General features: G+C 75.4%; 10 protein-coding genes and 1 pseudogene. 4 read left to right on the forward strand and 7 right to left on the reverse strand.

Features of this window, described 5'->3' with window-relative positions; genetic code table 11:
• Positions 1-9: 9 nt before the first annotated feature.
• The 4 genes from ACH5AR_RS32130 to ACH5AR_RS32145 all read left to right on the forward strand — a co-directional run bounded on the left by ACH5AR_RS32130 (position 10) and on the right by ACH5AR_RS32145 (position 4,349).
• Positions 10-1,005 (forward strand): quinone oxidoreductase family protein, encoded by a 996-nt coding sequence (locus ACH5AR_RS32130; protein ID WP_396305063.1) that lies wholly within the window; start codon positions 10-12, stop codon positions 1,003-1,005.
• Between the two features lie 93 nt (positions 1,006-1,098).
• Complete coding sequence (locus ACH5AR_RS32135) at positions 1,099-2,631, forward strand: class I SAM-dependent methyltransferase (RefSeq protein ID WP_396305064.1); 1,533 nt, start codon at positions 1,099-1,101, stop codon at positions 2,629-2,631.
• Positions 2,632-2,650: 19 nt separating this feature from the next.
• On the forward strand, positions 2,651-3,307 hold the full coding sequence (locus tag ACH5AR_RS32140) for a CatB-related O-acetyltransferase (protein ID WP_396305065.1): 657 nt from the start codon (positions 2,651-2,653) through the stop codon (positions 3,305-3,307).
• Positions 3,308-3,389: 82 nt separating this feature from the next.
• A complete protein-coding gene (locus ACH5AR_RS32145; RefSeq protein WP_396305066.1) occupies positions 3,390-4,349 on the forward strand; it encodes a zinc-binding alcohol dehydrogenase family protein in 960 nt (319 codons plus the stop codon).
• A 96-nt stretch (positions 4,350-4,445) separates the two neighbouring features.
• Here ACH5AR_RS32145 and ACH5AR_RS32150 read toward each other — a convergent pair whose 3' ends face one another.
• The 7 genes and pseudogenes from ACH5AR_RS32150 to ACH5AR_RS32180 all read right to left on the reverse strand — a co-directional run bounded on the left by ACH5AR_RS32150 (position 4,446) and on the right by ACH5AR_RS32180 (position 20,802).
• Entirely contained in the window at positions 4,446-5,405 is a 960-nt protein-coding gene (locus tag ACH5AR_RS32150; RefSeq protein WP_396305066.1) for a zinc-binding alcohol dehydrogenase family protein, read from the reverse strand.
• 82 nt (positions 5,406-5,487) lie between these two features.
• Positions 5,488-6,144, reverse strand: a complete 657-nt coding sequence (locus tag ACH5AR_RS32155; RefSeq protein WP_396305065.1) for a CatB-related O-acetyltransferase — start codon at positions 6,142-6,144, stop codon at positions 5,488-5,490.
• 19 nt (positions 6,145-6,163) lie between these two features.
• Positions 6,164-7,696, reverse strand: a complete 1,533-nt coding sequence (locus ACH5AR_RS32160; RefSeq protein WP_396305064.1) for a class I SAM-dependent methyltransferase — start codon at positions 7,694-7,696, stop codon at positions 6,164-6,166.
• 93 nt (positions 7,697-7,789) lie between these two features.
• Positions 7,790-8,785 carry a quinone oxidoreductase family protein gene (locus ACH5AR_RS32165; protein WP_396305063.1) on the reverse strand — a complete coding sequence of 332 codons (996 nt, stop codon included), beginning with the start codon at positions 8,783-8,785 and terminating at the stop codon, positions 7,790-7,792.
• Between the two features lie 50 nt (positions 8,786-8,835).
• Positions 8,836-10,041 carry an FAD-dependent oxidoreductase gene (locus tag ACH5AR_RS32170; RefSeq protein WP_396305062.1) on the reverse strand — a complete coding sequence of 402 codons (1,206 nt, stop codon included), beginning with the start codon at positions 10,039-10,041 and terminating at the stop codon, positions 8,836-8,838.
• Positions 10,042-10,073: 32 nt separating this feature from the next.
• A pseudogene (locus ACH5AR_RS32175) lies at positions 10,074-15,371 on the reverse strand (SDR family NAD(P)-dependent oxidoreductase); the annotation flags it as partial.
• A gap of 19 nt (positions 15,372-15,390) precedes the next feature.
• Positions 15,391-20,802, reverse strand: coding sequence for a type I polyketide synthase (locus ACH5AR_RS32180; protein WP_396305061.1), 5,412 nt, complete (start codon positions 20,800-20,802; stop codon positions 15,391-15,393).
• Between the last annotated feature and the right edge of the window lie 3 nt (positions 20,803-20,805).

Below are 20,805 nucleotides of genomic sequence, written 5' to 3' on the forward strand. Positions count from 1 at the left end.
GATTCCGCCATGAAGATCATCCGTCAGCACGCCTACGGCGCCCCCGAGGTGCTGGAGCTGGAGGACCTCGAACTGCCCGCGCCCGGCCCGGGCGAGGTGCTGCTGCGCACCCACGCCGCGGCCGTCACCTTCTTCGACATCCTCAACCGCCGAGGCGACCTCGCCAAGCGCGACTACTACCGGGCCGACGCCGAACTCCCGCTGGAGCCCGGCTACCAGGGCTCCGGCTACGTCGAGGCGCTCGGCCCCGACGTGACCGGCGTGCGGATCGGCGACCGGGTCGCGTGGGCGCTGGCGGCCGGCTCGTACGCGAGCCACGTCATCGCCCCTGCCGCGCAGTTGATCCCGGTGCCGGAGGACATCGACCTCGGCGAGGCGGCCGGCCTGCCGGTGCAGGGCCTGCTCGCGTACAAGCTGACCCACGAGGCGTACCCGCTGGCCGAGGGCGACTGGGCCCTGGTGCAGTCGGCGGCCGGCGGGGTGGGCACGCTGATCACCCAGTTCGCCCGGATGCGCGGCGCCCGGGTCATCGGCGTCGTCTCCACCGAGGAGAAGGCCGTCGTCGCCAAGGAGGCCGGCGCCGAGGCGGTGATCGTCTCCGGCACCACCGCGGACCAGGCCGCCGAGGTGAAGCGGATCACCGGCGGCGAGGGCGTGCGGGTGGTCTACGACGCCGTCGGCAAGGACACCTTCGAGGCCAACCTCGACAGCCTGGCCCCGCGCGGCTACCTGGTCAACTTCGGCCAGGCGAGCGGCTTCGTGCCGCCGATGGACCTGATGACGCTGAACGACAAGGGCTCGCTGTACGTCACCCGCTTCTGCCTGCCGCGCTTCTTCGACGAGTCCTGGCCGCCGCTGAACTTCCTGGACCGCTGCTTCCAGTGGATGCGCGAGGGCAGGCTGACCGTCCGGATCGACTCGCGCTTCCCGCTCGGGCAGGCCGCCCAGGCGCACGCCGCCGTCGAGGAGCGCCGGACCAGCGGCCGCGTCCTGCTCATCCCGTAACACCCCCCTACACCCCCTGAATTCCCCTCAGAACCCCTGGTACGCACCATATTCGGATCTGCCTCGCAGACCGGGACGGGTAGGCTCCGCACCATGAGTGACACGAGCGCGACTTCGGTCGCGCGCGCCACGATCGACGAATTCACCGCCGCGCATCCCACCGATATCGACGGCGTCTTCCGCCGGCTCGTCGCGGAATTCTGGGCGGACGGTTCGCTCCGCCCGGGCGCCGCCGCCGGCGTCCCCGTCCTGCTGGACGCCCTGGGCACCGCTCCCGCCGCGCAGCGGTCCCGGCTCGCCCTGCTGCTCGGGCTGCTGGCCGAGGCCTCCGGGCCGGGCGGCGCCGACGGCACCGACGGCCCGGACGGCGGCCACCCGGCCCGCGAGGCGGTCCGGTCCGGCCTGGACGGCTACCTGCGGCTGCTGCCGCACGCCGCGGCGGACCCGGGCCTGAGCGCCGCCCTGCTGTTCCTGCTGGGCCACTTCCCCGAGGACGGCGCGCGGATCCTCGGCGCCGTCCCCGCCGCCGGGGCGGACCAGGACGACCTGTCCCGGCTGGCCCGCTGCCTCCAGCCGTGGGAGGGCGCGGACGCCGCCACCCGCTGGAACCTCGGCCGGGTCTTCCCCTCCCCCGCCGTCTGGGGCGTCACCGAGCGGGAGCGGGCCGCCAACCCCGCCCTCGACCAGTGGCTCGGCCTGCCCGCCGGGCGCGCCGGCGAGCTGTGGGCGACCGAGACCCGGGCGCTGCTGGCCTACTCCGGCGCCAAGGCCGTCTGGGCCTGCGAGCACGGCGCCACCGTCTCCCCGTTCGTCGTGCCCGCCCCCGAGCCGGAGCGGGCCGCCGCTCCGGCCCCGGTCGCGGACGTCCTGCGCGGCCACGCCGGGGCGGTGCGCTGTCCGCGCTGCCGGCAGCCGCTGACCGGCGGCGCCGGGAGTGCCGACTGCACCGGCTGCGGCGCCGGATTCCCGGCGGTGGGCGGCCTGGTGGACTTCCACGACCAGCCGTCCGGCCCGAGCGACCCGCTGCTGGCCGGCCGCTACGAGCGCGGCCTGCGGGCCGGGTTCGTCCGGATCATGGGCGCCAACTGGGGCGGCTGGGTGTCGCTCGACGACGAGGACGCCTACCTCACCCGGCACGTGCGGCCCACCGACGGGCCGGTGCTCGACCTGGCGGCCGGCGCCGGCCGCTGGACCAGGGTGCTCGCCCGTTCGCTCGGCGAGGAGCGGGTGATCGCGCTGGACGTCTCCGCCGAGATGCTGGCCCAGCTGCGGGCCAAGCTGGACGGCGTGCTCACCGTCCGCGGCAGCGCGCTGGACCTTCCCTTCGCCGACGCCTCGCTGGGCGGGGTGAACTGCTGGAACGCGCTCCAGGCCATCCCCGACCCGGAGCAGGCGATCCGCGAGGTCGGCCGCTGCCTGCGCCCGGGCGGCACCTTCACGGTGCTGACGTTCCGCCAGGCCGCCGACCCGCTCTACCGCCACTTCCAGCGCAGGCTGGAGCGCCAGGCGCACCGCGGCTCCTTCGACCCCGAGCAGCTCACCGGCTGGCTGGCCGACGCCGGGATGGCCGTGCGCGACCTGTCCGGCCCCGGAAACTTCCTGTTCGTCACCGCCGTCAAGGCATAGTCCCGCACGAGGAGAGGCCATGCCCGTCAGCCCCGACCCTTCCCTGACCTACCTTCCGGGAATGGACAACAAGGTGGTTTTCCTGAAGAACCTGATCAGCTCGCCGCTGATCGAGGTGGGGGAATTCACCTACTACGCAGACATCGACGACCCGGCGGCTTTCGAGACCCGGAACGTGCTCTACAACTTCGGCCCGGAAAAGCTGGTGATCGGCAGGTACTGCGCCATCGGCACCGGCACCCAGTTCGTCATGCCGGCCGCGAACCACCCGATGATCGGCTCCACCACCTACCCGTTCTTCATGTTCGGCGGGGACTGGACCGCGCAGACGGTGGACGCGCTGGCCGGCGTCGCCAGCCGCGGCGACACCGTCGTCGGCAACGACGTGTGGATCGGCCGCGAGGCCGTGATCATGCCGGGCGTGACGATCGGCGACGGCGCGATCATCGGCACCCGGGCCGTGGTCACCTCCGACGTGCCCGCCTACGGCGTGGTCGGCGGCAACCCCGCCAAGCTGATCAAGAAGCGCTTCGAGGACGCGGACATCGACCGGCTCGCCCGGATCGCCTGGTGGGACTGGCCGGTCGAGGCCGTCACCGAGCACGTCCGCACCATCTTCACCGGCTCCCCCACCGACCTCGAACTGGTGGCCAAGCAGGCCGGACTGATTGACTGATCGTTCACGTCCGGTCTCCGGTCGCGCTTCCGGCCGGGGACCGGGCCCGTACGGCCCACCACCTTGTGAATGGAGTAGCACCATGGACGCCGCAGTCCTCCACACGCTCGGCCAGCCGCCCCGTTACGAGCGGTTCCCCGAGCCGACCCCCGCCGAGGGCGAGGTGCTCGTCGAGGTCCTGGCGGCCGCCCTCAACCCCTCCACCAAGGCGGTGGCCGGCGGCGGCCACTTCGCCAGCTCCGCCAACCTGCCCGCGGTGGTCGGCCTGGACGGGGTGGGCCGGCTGGCCGACGGCTCCCGGGTGTTCTTCGGCGGGGTGCGCAAGCCGTACGGCTCGATGGCCCGACTGGCCGTCGCCCGCGCCCCGTTCACCTGGCCGGTGCCGGACGGCGTGGACGACCTGACCGCCGCCGCGCTGCCCAACCCGGCGCTCTCCTCGTGGATCCCGCTGGAGCACGCCGCCAGGCTCCAGCCGGGCGAGACCGTCCTGGTGCTGGGCGCCACCGGCGCCGCCGGCAAGCTCTCCATCCAGATCGCCAAGCACCTGGGCGCCGGCCGGGTGGTCGCCGCCGGGCGCAACCAGGAGGTGCTGGACACCCTGGGCGAGTACGGCGCGGACGCCACCGTCTCGCTCAACGGCACCCAGGAGGAGGTGGCCGAGGCGTTCGCCGCCGCGGCCGGCGAGACCGGGTACGACGTGATCCTGGACTACCTCTGGGGCAAGCCGACCGAGGCCCTGCTCACCGCGCTGACCCGCAACGACTTCCACCTGAAGAGCTCCGGGCCGCGCCTGGTGCAGATCGGGGAGTCGGCGGGCGCCACCATCGAGCTGTCGGCCGGCACCATCCGCAGCGCCGGCCTGACCATCGTGGGCGGCGGCTTCCCGCCGCCGGAGGCCTTCCTGGACATGTTCAACCGCCTGATGGCGGGGGCCGCCGCGGGGGAGATCCGGATCGACACCCGGGCGGTGCCGCTCGCCGAGATCGAGCAGGCCTGGCAGGCCGAGGACACCGGGCACCAGCGCCTGGTCATGGTCCCGTAGCGGTCCGCCGCACCGAGGCGTGGCGAACGAGGAGGCCGCCGCCGGGGATCCCCGGCGGCGGCCTCCTCGTTCGCCACGCCTCGGTGCGGCGGACCGCTACGGGACCATGACCAGGCGCTGGTGCCCGGTGTCCTCGGCCTGCCAGGCCTGCTCGATCTCGGCGAGCGGCACCGCCCGGGTGTCGATCCGGATCTCCCCCGCGGCGGCCCCCGCCATCAGGCGGTTGAACATGTCCAGGAAGGCCTCCGGCGGCGGGAAGCCGCCGCCCACGATGGTCAGGCCGGCGCTGCGGATGGTGCCGGCCGACAGCTCGATGGTGGCGCCCGCCGACTCCCCGATCTGCACCAGGCGCGGCCCGGAGCTCTTCAGGTGGAAGTCGTTGCGGGTCAGCGCGGTGAGCAGGGCCTCGGTCGGCTTGCCCCAGAGGTAGTCCAGGATCACGTCGTACCCGGTCTCGCCGGCCGCGGCGGCGAACGCCTCGGCCACCTCCTCCTGGGTGCCGTTGAGCGAGACGGTGGCGTCCGCGCCGTACTCGCCCAGGGTGTCCAGCACCTCCTGGTTGCGCCCGGCGGCGACCACCCGGCCGGCGCCCAGGTGCTTGGCGATCTGGATGGAGAGCTTGCCGGCGGCGCCGGTGGCGCCCAGCACCAGGACGGTCTCGCCCGGCTGGAGCCTGGCGGCGTGCTCCAGCGGGATCCACGAGGAGAGCGCCGGGTTGGGCAGCGCGGCGGCGGTCAGGTCGTCCACGCCGTCCGGCACCGGCCAGGTGAACGGGGCGCGGGCGACGGCCAGTCGGGCCATCGAGCCGTACGGCTTGCGCACCCCGCCGAAGAACACCCGGGAGCCGTCGGCCAGCCGGCCCACCCCGTCCAGGCCGACCACCGCGGGCAGGTTGGCGGAGCTGGCGAAGTGGCCGCCGCCGGCCACCGCCTTGGTGGAGGGGTTGAGGGCGGCCGCCAGGACCTCGACGAGCACCTCGCCCTCGGCGGGGGTCGGCTCGGGGAACCGCTCGTAACGGGGCGGCTGGCCGAGCGTGTGGAGGACTGCGGCGTCCATGGTGCTACTCCATTCACAAGGTGGTGGGCCGTACGGGCCCGGTCCCCGGCCGGAAGCGCGACCGGAGACCGGACGTGAACGATCAGTCAATCAGTCCGGCCTGCTTGGCCACCAGTTCGAGGTCGGTGGGGGAGCCGGTGAAGATGGTGCGGACGTGCTCGGTGACGGCCTCGACCGGCCAGTCCCACCAGGCGATCCGGGCGAGCCGGTCGATGTCCGCGTCCTCGAAGCGCTTCTTGATCAGCTTGGCGGGGTTGCCGCCGACCACGCCGTAGGCGGGCACGTCGGAGGTGACCACGGCCCGGGTGCCGATGATCGCGCCGTCGCCGATCGTCACGCCCGGCATGATCACGGCCTCGCGGCCGATCCACACGTCGTTGCCGACGACGGTGTCGCCGCGGCTGGCGACGCCGGCCAGCGCGTCCACCGTCTGCGCGGTCCAGTCCCCGCCGAACATGAAGAACGGGTAGGTGGTGGAGCCGATCATCGGGTGGTTCGCGGCCGGCATGACGAACTGGGTGCCGGTGCCGATGGCGCAGTACCTGCCGATCACCAGCTTTTCCGGGCCGAAGTTGTAGAGCACGTTCCGGGTCTCGAAAGCCGCCGGGTCGTCGATGTCTGCGTAGTAGGTGAATTCCCCCACCTCGATCAGCGGCGAGCTGATCAGGTTCTTCAGGAAAACCACCTTGTTGTCCATTCCCGGAAGGTAGGTCAGGGAAGGGTCGGGGCTGACGGGCATGGCCTCTCCTCGTGCGGGACTATGCCTTGACGGCGGTGACGAACAGGAAGTTTCCGGGGCCGGACAGGTCGCGCACGGCCATCCCGGCGTCGGCCAGCCAGCCGGTGAGCTGCTCGGGGTCGAAGGAGCCGCGGTGCGCCTGGCGCTCCAGCCTGCGCTGGAAGTGGCGGTAGAGCGGGTCGGCGGCCTGGCGGAACGTCAGCACCGTGAAGGTGCCGCCCGGGCGCAGGCAGCGGCCGACCTCGCGGATCGCCTGCTCCGGGTCGGGGATGGCCTGGAGCGCGTTCCAGCAGTTCACCCCGCCCAGCGAGGCGTCGGCGAAGGGAAGGTCCAGCGCGCTGCCGCGGACGGTGAGCACGCCGTCCAGCTTGGCCCGCAGCTGGGCCAGCATCTCGGCGGAGACGTCCAGCGCGATCACCCGCTCCTCGCCGAGCGAACGGGCGAGCACCCTGGTCCAGCGGCCGGCGCCGGCCGCCAGGTCGAGCACCGGCCCGTCGGTGGGCCGCACGTGCCGGGTGAGGTAGGCGTCCTCGTCGTCGAGCGACACCCAGCCGCCCCAGTTGGCGCCCATGATCCGGACGAACCCGGCCCGCAGGCCGCGCTCGTAGCGGCCGGCCAGCAGCGGGTCGCTCGGGCCGGACGGCTGGTCGTGGAAGTCCACCAGGCCGCCCACCGCCGGGAATCCGGCGCCGCAGCCGGTGCAGTCGGCACTCCCGGCGCCGCCGGTCAGCGGCTGCCGGCAGCGCGGACAGCGCACCGCCCCGGCGTGGCCGCGCAGGACGTCCGCGACCGGGGCCGGAGCGGCGGCCCGCTCCGGCTCGGGGGCGGGCACGACGAACGGGGAGACGGTGGCGCCGTGCTCGCAGGCCCAGACGGCCTTGGCGCCGGAGTAGGCCAGCAGCGCCCGGGTCTCGGTCGCCCACAGCTCGCCGGCGCGCCCGGCGGGCAGGCCGAGCCACTGGTCGAGGGCGGGGTTGGCGGCCCGCTCCCGCTCGGTGACGCCCCAGACGGCGGGGGAGGGGAAGACCCGGCCGAGGTTCCAGCGGGTGGCGGCGTCCGCGCCCTCCCACGGCTGGAGGCAGCGGGCCAGCCGGGACAGGTCGTCCTGGTCCGCCCCGGCGGCGGGGACGGCGCCGAGGATCCGCGCGCCGTCCTCGGGGAAGTGGCCCAGCAGGAACAGCAGGGCGGCGCTCAGGCCCGGGTCCGCCGCGGCGTGCGGCAGCAGCCGCAGGTAGCCGTCCAGGCCGGACCGGACCGCCTCGCGGGCCGGGTGGCCGCCGTCCGGGCCGTCGGTGCCGTCGGCGCCGCCCGGCCCGGAGGCCTCGGCCAGCAGCCCGAGCAGCAGGGCGAGCCGGGACCGCTGCGCGGCGGGAGCGGTGCCCAGGGCGTCCAGCAGGACGGGGACGCCGGCGGCGGCGCCCGGGCGGAGCGAACCGTCCGCCCAGAATTCCGCGACGAGCCGGCGGAAGACGCCGTCGATATCGGTGGGATGCGCGGCGGTGAATTCGTCGATCGTGGCGCGCGCGACCGAAGTCGCGCTCGTGTCACTCATGGTGCGGAGCCTACCCGTCCCGGTCTGCGAGGCAGATCCGAATATGGTGCGTACCAGGGGTTCTGAGGGGAATTCAGGGGGTGTAGGGGGGTGTTACGGGATGAGCAGGACGCGGCCGCTGGTCCGGCGCTCCTCGACGGCGGCGTGCGCCTGGGCGGCCTGCCCGAGCGGGAAGCGCGAGTCGATCCGGACGGTCAGCCTGCCCTCGCGCATCCACTGGAAGCAGCGGTCCAGGAAGTTCAGCGGCGGCCAGGACTCGTCGAAGAAGCGCGGCAGGCAGAAGCGGGTGACGTACAGCGAGCCCTTGTCGTTCAGCGTCATCAGGTCCATCGGCGGCACGAAGCCGCTCGCCTGGCCGAAGTTGACCAGGTAGCCGCGCGGGGCCAGGCTGTCGAGGTTGGCCTCGAAGGTGTCCTTGCCGACGGCGTCGTAGACCACCCGCACGCCCTCGCCGCCGGTGATCCGCTTCACCTCGGCGGCCTGGTCCGCGGTGGTGCCGGAGACGATCACCGCCTCGGCGCCGGCCTCCTTGGCGACGACGGCCTTCTCCTCGGTGGAGACGACGCCGATGACCCGGGCGCCGCGCATCCGGGCGAACTGGGTGATCAGCGTGCCCACCCCGCCGGCCGCCGACTGCACCAGGGCCCAGTCGCCCTCGGCCAGCGGGTACGCCTCGTGGGTCAGCTTGTACGCGAGCAGGCCCTGCACCGGCAGGCCGGCCGCCTCGCCGAGGTCGATGTCCTCCGGCACCGGGATCAACTGCGCGGCAGGGGCGATGACGTGGCTCGCGTACGAGCCGGCCGCCAGCGCCCACGCGACCCGGTCGCCGATCCGCACGCCGGTCACGTCGGGGCCGAGCGCCTCGACGTAGCCGGAGCCCTGGTAGCCGGGCTCCAGCGGGAGTTCGGCGTCGGCCCGGTAGTAGTCGCGCTTGGCGAGGTCGCCTCGGCGGTTGAGGATGTCGAAGAAGGTGACGGCCGCGGCGTGGGTGCGCAGCAGCACCTCGCCCGGGCCGGGCGCGGGCAGTTCGAGGTCCTCCAGCTCCAGCACCTCGGGGGCGCCGTAGGCGTGCTGACGGATGATCTTCATGGCGGAATCGCTCTCTCTGTGGGGACGGACGGACGCGAACGGGCGTGCGGTCAGCGGGGCTTGGCGTTGAGGTAGGTGCTGAAGGCCTTGATCTGGAAGCGCTGGAACCCGGTGAAGGAGATGCCGTCCTTGGAGCGCTTGAACAGCCCGGGCACCGACTGGCCCTGCTTCCCGGTCGCCGCGGCGTAGTGGTAGAGCAGCTTGATCCGGCGGCGGCGGATCTTCTCGTAGCGGCGCAGCATCTCGGCGGGGGAGCCCTGGCCGTTCAGCGTCCGCCCGATCACCCAGGCGTCCTCCAGGGCCTGGTTGGCGCCCATGCCGGTGCGCGGCGGGACGGCGTGCACCGAGTCGCCGACCAGCGTCACCGGTCCGCGGCCCCACTGCTTGGGGACCTGGTGCAGGATGTGCGGGAAGACCTGGATGTCGTCGTCGGTGATCGACTCCAGCAGCTCGGGCAGCGGGGAGGCGAAGCCGGCGAACCGGGCCCGCAGGTTGGCCACCGCGGACTGCGGCTTGCCGTCGGCGCCGGTCGGGCCCGTCCCGTCGGGGGAGCCGGGCGCGCCGGGCGGCACCGCGTCGCCGTCCGCCCACGGCGTCTCGAAGGCCCAGTAGAGCATGGACTCGCCGAGCGGGTGCATCACGCACAGGCCGTGCTCGCCGGCCATGGTCTGCACCCGGTTGCTGTCGGTCAGCTCCACCGGCAGCGGGGTGGTGCCGTGCCAGGTCGCCCAGCCGGTGTGCTCGGCCGGGGAGAAGCCGAAGAGGTGCTTGCGGACGAAGGAGCGGTGGCCGTCCGCGCCGAGCAGTACGTCGGCCTCGACCCGGCGACCGTCCTCGAAGGTGATCGCGACCGGCCCGTCGGTGCCCGGTGCGGGCTCCTCGACGGCGGCCGCGCGGGCGCCGAAGCGCAGCACGCCCGGCGGCAGGGCCGCGGCCAGTACCTCCACCAGCTCGCTGCGGCGGATCACCTTGTTCGGCGAGCCGAAGTCGCGGGCGATCCGGTCGAGGTCGACCTTGACCAGCGGCTGGCCGGTCTCCGAGGTGATGTCCACCCGGTCCAGCCGGTGGCCGAGGTCCCGGTGGTCGATGCCCAGCTCGTCCAGGATGCCGGTGGCGTTCGGCCACAGGATCACCCCGTAGCCGCCCTTGCGGAGCTCGTCCGCCTGCTCGTACAGCTCGACCTCGTGGCCGGTGCGGGTGAGCGCCAGCGCGGAGGCGACGCCGCTGAGCCCGGCACCGATGATGACGATCTTCATTGCCTGTCTCCTGGGGAGGTTGTGACGGTGGGTCAGCGGCCGGCCGCGAGGGCGGGCTCGACGGCGTCGGCCAGCCATGCCAGCACGGTGCGCGCGGTGGTCGCGGAGTGGTCCTCCAGGACCGAGAAGTGGTCGCCGGGGGTGTCCACGGCGGTGTGGGGGAGGGACCAGACGGCCTGCCAGCCGGCCGACTCCCGGATCTCCTCGGTCCACGGGTCGGCCGCCCGCACCAGCAGGGTCGGTGCGGCGATCCGCTCCGGGCGCCAGCCGGCGAAGATCCGGTGGTACGCGCCCATCGCGGCCAGCCGGGTGTCGTCGGCGAGCGCGAAGGCGGACTCGCGGTCCTTCATCGCGGCGGACATCGACGGCTCCAGCAGCGGGAGCTGGTCGTAGTCCGGGGCGTAGCTGTCGACCAGGGCCAGGCCGGCCGGGGCGGCCCCGAGCCGCTCCAGCCGGGCGGCCACCGCGTGCGCCGTCCAGCCGCCGGCCGAGCGGCCGAGCAGGACGAACGGCCGCCCGTCGGTGTGCCGCAGGACGGAGCGGGCGTGCAGGTCGGCCAGCGCGTCGAGGTCGGCGGGCGGCAGCTCGCCGGACAGGAAGCCCGGCTGCGGCAGCACCAGGACCGCGCGGTGGCCGCGGCAGGCGGCGGCGAACCGGGCGTACTCGTGCGGGCCGGAGACCGGTCCGAAGGACGGCAGGCAGACCAGCACCGGGCCGTCCGGGCCCTCGGCGAGCCGGACCGGCTCGCCGGCCGGGGCCGCGTCGCCGGCCCGGAACGCGGGGCGGCAGGCGGCGGCGGCCTTGAGCAGGTCCAGCGCCGCCATCGAGGAGCCCCGCTCGCAGGCCTGCCAGTAGAGCGTCGCCAGCGGGCCGGCCGCTCCGGCCCCGCCCGCGGTGCCACCCGGCCCGGCCGCGGTGTCGTCGGGCCCGGCCGCGGTGCCGTCGGGCCGCTGCGTGAGGTGCTCGCGCAGGTGCGCGGCGAGCAGGGCCGGGGAGGGCTGGTCGTAGATCAGGCTGGTGGCCAGCCGGAGCCCGGTGGCCGCGTTGAGCCGGTTGCGCAGCGCGAGCGCCGTCAGCGAGTCGAAGCCCAGCTCCAGGAACCGCCGCCCCGGCTCGACCTCCTCGGGCCCGGCGTGGCCGAGCACCCCGGCCACCGCGCCGCGGACGAGGTCGAGCAGCACCCGCTCCCGCTCCGCCTCCCCGGCGCCGGCCAGCCGTTCGGCCAGCCGCTCGGCGGCGGACGGCCCCGAGGAGTCCTCGGGGAGGTCCGTCCCGGCCCGGTGGTCCCGGTGCCGCCCCGGCGCCGGGGCGGCCAGGTCGCGCAGCAGCGCGGGCAGCGGGCCGGGCGCGGCGCGGCGGCCGATGGCGGGCAGGTCGAGGCGGGCGGTCACCAGAGTGGCGTCACCGGCCGCCAGCGCGGCGTCGAACAGGGCCAGGCCCTCGGCGGAGGAGAGCGGGGGGACCCCGCCGCGGACCATCCGCTCCAGCCCGGCCTCGCCCAGCGCGCCGGTCATGCCGCTGGTCTCGGCCCACAGGCCCCAGGCGAGCGACTGCGCGGGCAGGCCTTGGGCGCACCGGCGTTCGGCGAGCGCGTCCAGGAAGGCGTTGGCCGCGCCGTAGCTGGTCTGGCCGGCGCTGCCCAGGGTGGCGGCGGCGGAGGAGAACAGGACGAAGGCGGCCAGGTCGAGCCCGGCGGTCAGCTCGTGCAGGTGGACGGCGGCGTCCACCTTGGGCCGCAGCACCGTGTCCACCCGCTCGGGGGTGAGCGCGTCCACGATCCCGTCGTCGAGCACTCCGGCGGTGTGGACGACGGCGGTGAGGGGGTGGTCGGCGGGGATTGCGGCGAGCAGGGTTTCGAGCTGGTGGCGGTCGGCGGTGTCGCAGGCGGTGACGGTGACGGTGGCGCCGAGGGCGGTGAGTTGGGCGGTGAGGTGGTCGGCGCCGGGGGCGTGGGGGCCGCTGCGGCTGGTGAGCAGCAGGTGGCGCACGCCGTGTTCGGTGACGAGGTGGCGGGCGAGCAGGGCGCCGAGGGTGCCGGTGCCGCCGGTGACCAGCACCGTGCCGGCCGGGTCGAGCGGACGGGCCGCCTCCCGGGGGACGGGCAGCAGCCGGGCCGCGTACGGGACGCCCTCGCGGAGCACCAGCTGGGGCTCGTCGGTGGCCAGGGCGGCGGGGACGGCCGCGGCGGAGGCGGCGGAGCCGTCCAGGTCGAGCAGGGCGAACTGCCCCGGGTACTCCGCCTGCGCGCAGCGGACCAGGCCCCACACCGGGGCCAGGGCGAGGTCGTCGAGGCCGGGGCCGGCGGCGCGGCGGGTGGCCAGGACGAGGCGGGAGCCGGCCAGCCGGGGCTCGGCGAGCCAGCCGCGCAGCAGGTCGAGGGTGCCGTTGACGGCGGCGCGTACGGCCGTGGGCAGCCCGGCGTCCGGGCCCGCGGCGGCGGGCAGGTGGTGGAGGACGGTGGCGGGGACGGTGTCGGCGGCGGCGAGGGCGGCCAGGTCGGGGTAGTGGACCAGCCCGTCGGTGGCGCCGGGCGCGGTGCCGAGGACGCCGATCGGGCCGTCCGGGCGGCCGGTGCGGGCTCCGCCGACGGGGCGCCAGAGCGTCCGGAACAGGGCGCCGGCCGTGGCGTCCTCGCGGGGCCCCTCCAGCCAGTAGCGGGTGCGCTGGAACGGGTAGGTGGGCAGGTCGATCCGCCGGCCGCCGGCGAAGGCGGGGGAGAAGTCGACGGGGACGCCCCGGACGTGCAGCTGGGCGGCGGAGGTCAGGAAGGCCGTCGGGCCGCCCTGGTCGCGGCGCAGGGTGCCGGTGGTGACGGTGGGGGTGGTCGTCTCGTCCAGGGTCTCCTGGAGGCCGGGGACGAGGACGGGGTGGGGGCTGGTCTCGACGTAGGTGGTGAAGCCCTCGGCGAGCAGGGCGCGGACGGCGGTGTCCAGCTGTACCGGGTGGCGCAGGTTGCGGTACCAGTAGGCGGCGTCCATCGTCGTGGTGTCCAGCCACTGGCTGTCGACGGTGGACCAGAACGGGGTGGCGGCGGTGCGGGGGGTGACGGGGGCGAGCAGGCGGAGCAGTTCGTCCTGGAGCTTCTCGACGTGGGCGGAGTGGGAGGCGTAGTCGACGGGGACGCGGCGGGCGCGGATGCCGTCGGCCGTGCAGCGCTCGAGGAGTTCGTCGAGGGCGTCGGCGTCTCCGGCGACGACGGTGGAGGCGGGGCCGTTGACGGCGGCGACGGAGATGCGGTGGTGCCAGGGGGTGAGGTCGATGTGGTCGGCGGGTTGGGCGATGGAGACCATGCCGCCGTGGCCGGCGATGGCGGTGATGGCCTGGGAGCGCAGGGCGACGACGCGGGCGGCGTCGTGGAGGGTGAGGGCGCCGGCGACGGTGGCGGCGGCGATCTCGCCCTGGGAGTGGCCGATGACGGCGTCGGGGTGGACGCCGTGGGCCTGCCAGAGGGTGGCGAGGGAGACCATGACGGCCCACAGGGCGGGTTGGACGACGTCGACGCGGTCGTAGCCGGGGGCGCCGTCGGTGCCGCGCAGGACGTCGGTCAGGTTCCAGTCGGTGAACTCGGCCAGCGCGTCGGCGCATTCGGTGATGCGCTGGGCGAAGACCGGTTCGCTGTCGAGGAGTTCGACGGCCATGCCGGCCCACTGGGAGCCCTGTCCGGGGAAGACGAAGACGGTCTTGCCGGTCACGTCGGCGGTGCCGGAGACCACCCGGGCCGGCTCCTCGCCCGCCGCGAACGCCTCCAGCGCGCCGCGGTCCGCGTCGACCACCACGGCGCGGTGCGGGAAGGCGGAACGGCCGGTGGCCAGCGAGTGGGCGACGTCGGCGGCCCCGAGCCCGGGGTGGGCCGCCAGGTGCGCGGCGAGCTGCCCGGCCTGGGCCCGTACGGCGGCCTCGGTGCGGCCGGCCAGCAGCCAGGGCGCGGGCGTGGCCCTCGGCGCGGCGGGCGCCTCGGTGCTCTGCCCCTCGGCGGGCTGCTCCTCGGGGGCCTGCTCGACGATGACGTGGGCGTTGGTGCCGCTGATCCCGAAGGAGGAGACGCCGGCCCGGCGCGGGCGGCCGGTTACGGGCCATTCCCGCTCCTCGGTCAGCAGCTCCACCGCGCCCGCCGACCAGTCCACGTGCGAGGACGGCCGGTCCACGTGCAGGGTCCGGGGCAGCACGCCGTGCCGCAGGGCCAGCACCGTCTTGATCACACCCGCCACCCCGGCCGCGCTCTGGGTGTGGCCGATGTTGGACTTCACCGAGCCCAGCAGCAGCGGCAGTTCGCGCTCCTGGCCGTAGGTGGCCAGCAGCGCCTGGGCCTCGATCGGGTCGCCCAGCCGGGTGCCGGTGCCGTGCGCCTCGACGGCGTCCACGTCGGCGGCGGTCAGGCCCGCGGCGGCGAGCGCCTGGCGGATCACCCGCTCCTGGGCCGGGCCGTTGGGGGCGGTCAGCCCGTTGGAGGCGCCGTCCTGGTTGACGGCGCTGCCGCGCAGCACCGCGAGCACCGGGTGCCCGTTGCGCCGGGCGTCGGAGAGCCGCTCCAGGACCAGCATGCCGACGCCCTCGGAGAACCCGGTGCCGTCCGCCGCGTCCGCGAAGGCCTTGCAGCGGCCGTCCGCCGCCAGGCCCTTCTGGCGGGTGAACTCCACGAACAGCCCAGGCGTGGACATCACCGCGACGCCGCCCGCCAGGGCCAGGTCGCAGCCCCGGCGGCGCAGCTCCTGGACCGCCAGGTGGATCGTCACCAGCGAGGAGGAGCAGGCGGTGTCCACGGTGACGGCCGGGCCCTCCAGGCCCATCGCGTACGAGACCCGGCCGGTGGCGACGCTGCCCGCGCTGCCGTTGCCCAGGTAGGCGGCGACCTCGTCGGGCACCTCGCCCAGCCGGGCGGCGTAGTCGTGGTACATCACGCCGGCGAACACGCCCGTCCGGCTGCCGCGCAGGGTGAGCGGGTCGATCCCGGCCCGCTCCACGGCCTCCCAGGAGGCCTCCAGCAGCAGCCGCTGCTGCGGGTCCATCGCCAGCGCCTCGCGCGGGCCGATGCCGAAGAAGCCGGGGTCGAACTCGGCCGCGTCGTACAGGAACCCGCCCTGGGCGGTGGCGCTCTCCTCGCCGAGGTCCCAGCCGCGGTCGGCGGGGAACGGGCCGATCCCGTCGCCGCCCGCGGTGAGCAGCCGCCAGAAGTCCTCGGGCGTGCGCACTCCGCCGGGCAGCCGGCAGGCCATCCCGGTGATCGCGATCGGCTCGTCGGCGACCGCCGCCAGCCGCTCGTTCTGCTTCCTGAGCCGCTCGTTGTCCTTGAGCGAGGCGCGCAGCGCCTCGACGATCCGCTCCTGGGGGGTCGTCATGCTGTCCTCTTCCTCACACGCCCGCGGGGTCCACCGAGGTGCCCAGCGCCAGTTCGACCAGGTCGGTGATGTCCATGCCGTCGATCTCGGCCGCCCGGGCCTGCTCGGCGGCCCGCTCCTCGGCGGCGCCGTCGTCGGCCCGCTCCTCGGGCAGCAGCAGGGCGCGCATCCGCTCGGCCAGCGCGGTGGCGGTCGGGTAGTCGAAGACCGCCGTCGCCGGCAGGCGCAGACCGGAGGCCTGGTGGAGCCGGTTGCGCAGCTCCACGGCCGTCACCGAGTCGAATCCGAGCTTGCTGAAGGGGAGTTCGGGATCGACCTGCTCGGCCGAGGAGTGCCCGAGCACCCCGGCGATCTGGCTGCGCACCAGGTCGAGCGCGGCCCGGCGGCCGTCCGCCTCGGAGAGCGCGGCGAGCCGCTCGGCCAGCCGGCCGCCCTCCTCGGCCGACCGGGAGCGGGCGGTGCGCCGCGCGGCCGGCCGGACGAGGGCGCGCAGCAGGTGCGGAACCGGTGCGCGGCCGCGCAGCGCCGCGAGGTCGAGCCCGGCCGGCACCACCAGCGGGGCGGGGACGGCCAGCGCCTCGTCGAACAGGGCGAGCCCGTCGCGCTCGGACAGCGGGACCGTGCCGCCCCGGCTCATCCGCTCCAGCTCGGCCTCGCCCAGGTGGCCGGTCATGCCGCTGGGCTGCGCCCACAGGCCCCAGGCGAGGGACTGGGCGGGCAGCCCGGCCGCCCGGCGGCGGGCCGCCAGCGCGTCCAGGTAGGCGTTGGCGGCGGCGTAGTTGCCCTGGCCGGGGCTGGGGAAGGTGGCGGCGGCGGAGGAGAACAGGACGAAGGCGGCGAGGTCGAGCCCGGCCGTCAGCTCGTGCAGGTGCGCGGCGGCGTCGAGCTTGGGCCGCAGCACCCGGGCGAGCGCCTCGGGCGTCAGGTTCTCGATCACGGCGTCGTCGAGCACTCCGGCGGTGTGGACGACGGCGGTGAGGGGGTGGTCGGCGGGGATTGCGGCGAGCAGGGTTTCGAGCTGGTGGCGGTCGGCGGTGTCGCAGGCGGTGACGGTGACGGTGGCGCCGAGGGCGGTGAGTTCGGCGGTGAGGTGGTCGGCGCCGGGGGCGTGGGGGCCGCTGCGGCTGGTGAGCAGCAGGTGGCGCACGCCGTGTTCGGTGACGAGGTGGCGGGCGAGCAGGGTGCCGAGGGTGCCGGTGCCGCCGGTGACCAGCACCGTGCCGGCCGGGTCGAGCGGACGGGCGGTGGCGGTCGGCGCGGCCCGGACCAGCCGGGGGGCGAGCAGCTCGCCCGCGCGCACGGCCAGTCGGGGTTCTCCGCAGGCCAGCGCGGGCGGCAGGACGGCGGCGGCGTCGGCGGTGCCGTCCAGGTCGACCAGGACGAACCGCTCGGGGTGCTCCGCCTGGGCCGAGCCGAGCAGGCCCCACAGCGGGGCGTGCGCCAGGCCGGGCAGCCGGTCGCCCTCGGCGGCGGCGACCGCGCCCCCGGTCAGCACCGCGAGCCGGGTGCCGGAGAACCGCTCCTCGGCGAGGAACTCCTGGAGCAGGCCCAGGACTTCGGCGGCCACCCGGTGGGCTTCCACCGGGGAGTCGGCGGCGGCCGCCGGCGCGGGCAGGAGCAGCACCTCCGGCGCGGCCCCGGCCCCGGAGAGCGAGTCCAGGCGCTCCAGGCCGGCCAGGCCGTCCGGCCGGAGCCCGGGGACGGCCCCGGGGGCGCCGAGCACCGCCCAGCGCTGCGGCCGGGCGCCGTCGCCCGGCGCGACCCGGGCCCACTCGATCCCGAAGAGCGCGTCCCGCTGCCCGCGCCGGGCGGCCCGCAGCTGCCCGGCGGAGATCGTGCGGACGGCCAGCGAGGCGACGGAGGCCACCGGGGCGCCGGTCTCGTCGTACAGGGCCAGCGACACCGAGCCCGGGCCGGCCGGGGAGAGCGTCACCCGCAGCGCCTTCGCGCCGGTGCCGTGCAGCCGGACACCGCTCCAGGCGAACGGCAGGCCGTTGCCCTCGGCGGCGCCCTCCCGGCGGGCCAGGCCCATGCCGTGCAGGGCGGCGTCCATCAGCGCGGGGTGCAGGCCGAAGCGGTCCGCGTCGGCGTGCGCCTGCTGCGGCAGCCGGACCTCGGTGTGCACCTCCTCGCCGAGCCGCCAGGCCCGGGCCAGGCCCCGGAACACCGGGCCGTAGCCGTACCCGGCCGCCGCCAGGCGCTCGTAGAAGCCGTCCAGGTCGACGGCGGCGGCGCCGGCGGGCGGCCAGACCGCCTGCTCGGCGGGCGGGCGCGCCTCGTCGGCGGCGAGCAGGCCGCCCGCGTGCCGGGTCCACGGCTCGCCGTGCGGGGCGTCCTGGGGCCGGCCGTAGACGGCCACCGGCCGCAGGCCGGCCTCGTCGGGCGCGCCGACCACGGTCTGGAGGACGACGGCTCCGCGCTCCGGCAGGACCAGCGGGACCTCGATGGCCAGGTCCTCGACCAGACCGCAGCCGACCTCGTCACCGGCGCGCACGGCCAGCTCCACGAAGGCGGTGCCGGGCAGCAGGACGGTGCCGGAGACGGCGTGGTCGGCCAGCCACGGGTGGGTGCGCAGCGACAGCAGGCCGGTGAGCACGACCCCGTCGCCCTCGGCCAGCGGCAGGGCGGCGCCGAGCAGCGGGTGCTCGGTGGCGTCGAGGCCGGCCGCCGTCACGTCCCCGGTGCCGGAGGACGGCTCCAGCCAGTAGCGCTCGTGCTGGAAGGGGTAGGTGGGCAGGTCGACCGGGCGGGTGCCGGACAGCCGGCCGGTGAGGTCCACCGGCACGCCGTGCGTCCACAGCCCGGCGGCGGAGGTCAGGAAGCGGGCGAGGCCGCCCTGGTCGCGGCGCAGGGTGCCGGTGGTGACGGTGGGGGTGGTCGTCTCGTCCAGGGTCTCCTGGAGGCCGGGGACGAGGACGGGGTGGGGGCTGGTCTCGACGTAGGTGGTGAAGCCCTCGGCGAGCAGGGCGCGGACGGCGGTGTCCAGCTGCACCGGGTGGCGCAGGTTGCGGTACCAGTACGTGGCGTCGAAGGCGGCGGTGTCCAGCCAGCGGCTGTCCAGGGTGGACCAGAACGGGATCCGCGGGGCCTGCGGCCGCAGGTCGGCCAGGACGGTGAGCAGCTCGTCTTGCAGGGCCTCGACGTGGGCGGAGTGGGAGGCGTAGTCGACGGGGACGCGGCGGGCGCGGATGCCGTCGGCGGTGAGTTGTTCGAGGAGTTCGTCGAGGGCGTCGGCGTCTCCGGCGACGACGGTGGAGGTGGGGCCGTTGACGGCGGCGACGGAGATGCGGTCGTGCCAGGGGGTGAGGTCGATGTGGTGGGCGGGTTGGGCGATGGAGACCATGCCGCCGTGGCCGGCGATGGCGGTGATGGCCTGGGAGCGGAGGGCGACGACGCGGGCGGCGTCGTGGAGGGTGAGGGCGCCGGCGACGGTGGCGGCGGCGATCTCGCCCTGGGAGTGGCCGATGACGGCGTCGGGGTGGACGCCGTGGGCCTGCCAGAGGGCGGCGAGGGAGACCATGACGGCCCACAGGGCGGGTTGGACGACGTCGACGCGGTCGTAGCCGGGGGCGCCGTCGGTGCCTCGGAGGACGTCGGTCAGGTTCCAGTCGGTGAACTCGGCCAGCGCGTCGGCGCATTCGGTGATGCGCTGGGCGAAGACCGGTTCGGTGTCGAGGAGTTCGATGGCCATGCCGGCCCACTGGGAGCCCTGGCCGGGGAAGACGAAGACCGTCCTGCCGGTCACCTCCGCCGTCGCGGCGGCGAAGTCCCCCAGGGCGTCGTGGAGTTCTTCGGCGCTCGCGCCGACCACCGCGCCGCGGTGGGCGAAGGCCGAGCGGGACGCGGCCAGCGCGCAGGCGAGGTCGGCGGGGGTGAACCCCGTTCCGGTGGCGAGCAGTTCGCGCAGCCGCGCGGCCTGGTCCCGCAGAGCGGCCGGGCTCTTGGCGGAGAACGCCAGGGCGACCGGGCCGGCCGACGGTGCCTGTGCCGAGGGGGCCTGCAGCGAGGACGGCTCCACCGGGCGGGCGCCGTCCGGCGGGGACTGCGGCGGCGGGGCCTGCTCCAGCACCACATGGGCGTTGGTGCCGCTGACGCCGAAGGAGGAGACGCCGGCCCGGCGCGGGCGGCCGGTCTCGGGCCACGCCCGCTCCTCGGTCAGCAGCTCCACCGCGCCCGCCGACCAGTCCACGTGCGGGGTGGGCTCGTCCACGTGCAGGGTCCGGGGCAGCACGCCGTGCTGCATGGCGAGCACCGTCTTGATCACGCCCGCCACGCCCGCGGCGCACTGGGTGTGGCCGATGTTGGACTTCACCGAGCCGAGCAGCAGCGGCAGTTCGCGGTCCTGGCCGTAGGTGGCCAGCAGTGCCTGGGCCTCGATCGGGTCGCCCAGGGTGGTGCCGGTGCCGTGCGCCTCCACCACGTCCACCTCGCCCGCCGACAGCCGGGCGTCGGCCAGCGCGTGCCGGATCACCCGCTGCTGGGAGGGGCCGTTGGGGGCGGTCAGGCCGTTGGAGGCGCCGTCCTGGTTGACGGCGCTGCCGCGGATCAGGCCGAGCACCCGGTGGCCGTTGCGGCGGGCGTCGGAGAGCCGCTCCAGCATCAGCATGCCGACGCCCTCGCTCCACGCGGTGCCGTCGGCGGCGCCCGCGAAGGCCTTGCAGCGGCCGTCCGGGGCCAGCCCCTTCTGCTGGCTGAACAGCACGAACATGCCGGGGTTGGACATCACCGTCACGCCGCCGGCCAGCGCCGTGGTGCACTCGCCCTGGCGCAGCGACCGGGCCGCCCAGTGCAGGGCGACCAGCGAGGAGGAGCAGGCGGTGTCCACCGAGACCGCCGGGCCCTCCAGGCCGAAGTGGTAGGCGATCCGGCCGGAGGTGACGCTGGCGGTGGTGCCGGTGCCCAGGTACAGGTCCACCCCCTCGGGGATGTCCGAACCGGTGCCGTACAGCTGGGAGGTGGTGCCGACGAAGACGCCCGTCCGGCCGCCGGCCAGCGACTGCGGGTCGATGCCGGCGCGCTCCACGGCCTCCCAGGAGGTCTCCAGCAGCAGCCGCTGCTGCGGGTCCATCGCCAGCGCCTCGTTCGGGCTGATCCCGAAGAACCCGGCGTCGAAGCCGGCCGCGCCGTCCAGGAAGCCGCCGTGGCGGGTGTAGCTGGTGCCCGCGGCGCCCGGGTCCGGGTCGTACACCGCGTCGAGGTCCCAGCCGCGGTCGGTCGGGAACTGCGAGATCGCGTCCGTCCCGTCGGCCAGCAGCCGCCACAGCTCCTCCGGGCTGCGCACCCCGCCGGGGAAGCGGCAGGCCATGCCGATGATCGCGATCGGCTCGTGGCGCTCGTCCTCGAGCTCCTTGAGCCGCCGGTGGGCCTTCCGGGTATCGGCCACCGCCCGCTTGAGGTACTCGCGAAGCTGGTCTTCGTTGGCCATCTC

The organism is Kitasatospora sp. NPDC018619 (genome assembly GCF_044391605.1).
Lineage (GTDB): Bacteria > Actinomycetota > Actinomycetes > Streptomycetales > Streptomycetaceae > Kitasatospora.

Excerpts from the sequence above, each read along its gene's own strand:
- ACH5AR_RS32130 (WP_396305063.1), top strand. The coding sequence starts at position 10 with ATGAAGATCATCCGTCAGCACGCCTACGGCGCCCCCGAGGTGCTGGAG.
- ACH5AR_RS32135 (WP_396305064.1), top strand. The coding sequence starts at position 1,099 with ATGAGTGACACGAGCGCGACTTCGGTCGCGCGCGCCACGATCGACGAA.
- ACH5AR_RS32140 (WP_396305065.1), top strand. The coding sequence starts at position 2,651 with ATGCCCGTCAGCCCCGACCCTTCCCTGACCTACCTTCCGGGAATGGAC.
- ACH5AR_RS32145 (WP_396305066.1), top strand. The coding sequence starts at position 3,390 with ATGGACGCCGCAGTCCTCCACACGCTCGGCCAGCCGCCCCGTTACGAG.
- ACH5AR_RS32150 (WP_396305066.1), bottom strand. The coding sequence starts at position 5,405 with ATGGACGCCGCAGTCCTCCACACGCTCGGCCAGCCGCCCCGTTACGAG.
- ACH5AR_RS32155 (WP_396305065.1), bottom strand. The coding sequence starts at position 6,144 with ATGCCCGTCAGCCCCGACCCTTCCCTGACCTACCTTCCGGGAATGGAC.
- ACH5AR_RS32160 (WP_396305064.1), bottom strand. The coding sequence starts at position 7,696 with ATGAGTGACACGAGCGCGACTTCGGTCGCGCGCGCCACGATCGACGAA.
- ACH5AR_RS32165 (WP_396305063.1), bottom strand. The coding sequence starts at position 8,785 with ATGAAGATCATCCGTCAGCACGCCTACGGCGCCCCCGAGGTGCTGGAG.
- ACH5AR_RS32170 (WP_396305062.1), bottom strand. The coding sequence starts at position 10,041 with ATGAAGATCGTCATCATCGGTGCCGGGCTCAGCGGCGTCGCCTCCGCG.
- ACH5AR_RS32180 (WP_396305061.1), bottom strand. The coding sequence starts at position 20,802 with ATGGCCAACGAAGACCAGCTTCGCGAGTACCTCAAGCGGGCGGTGGCC.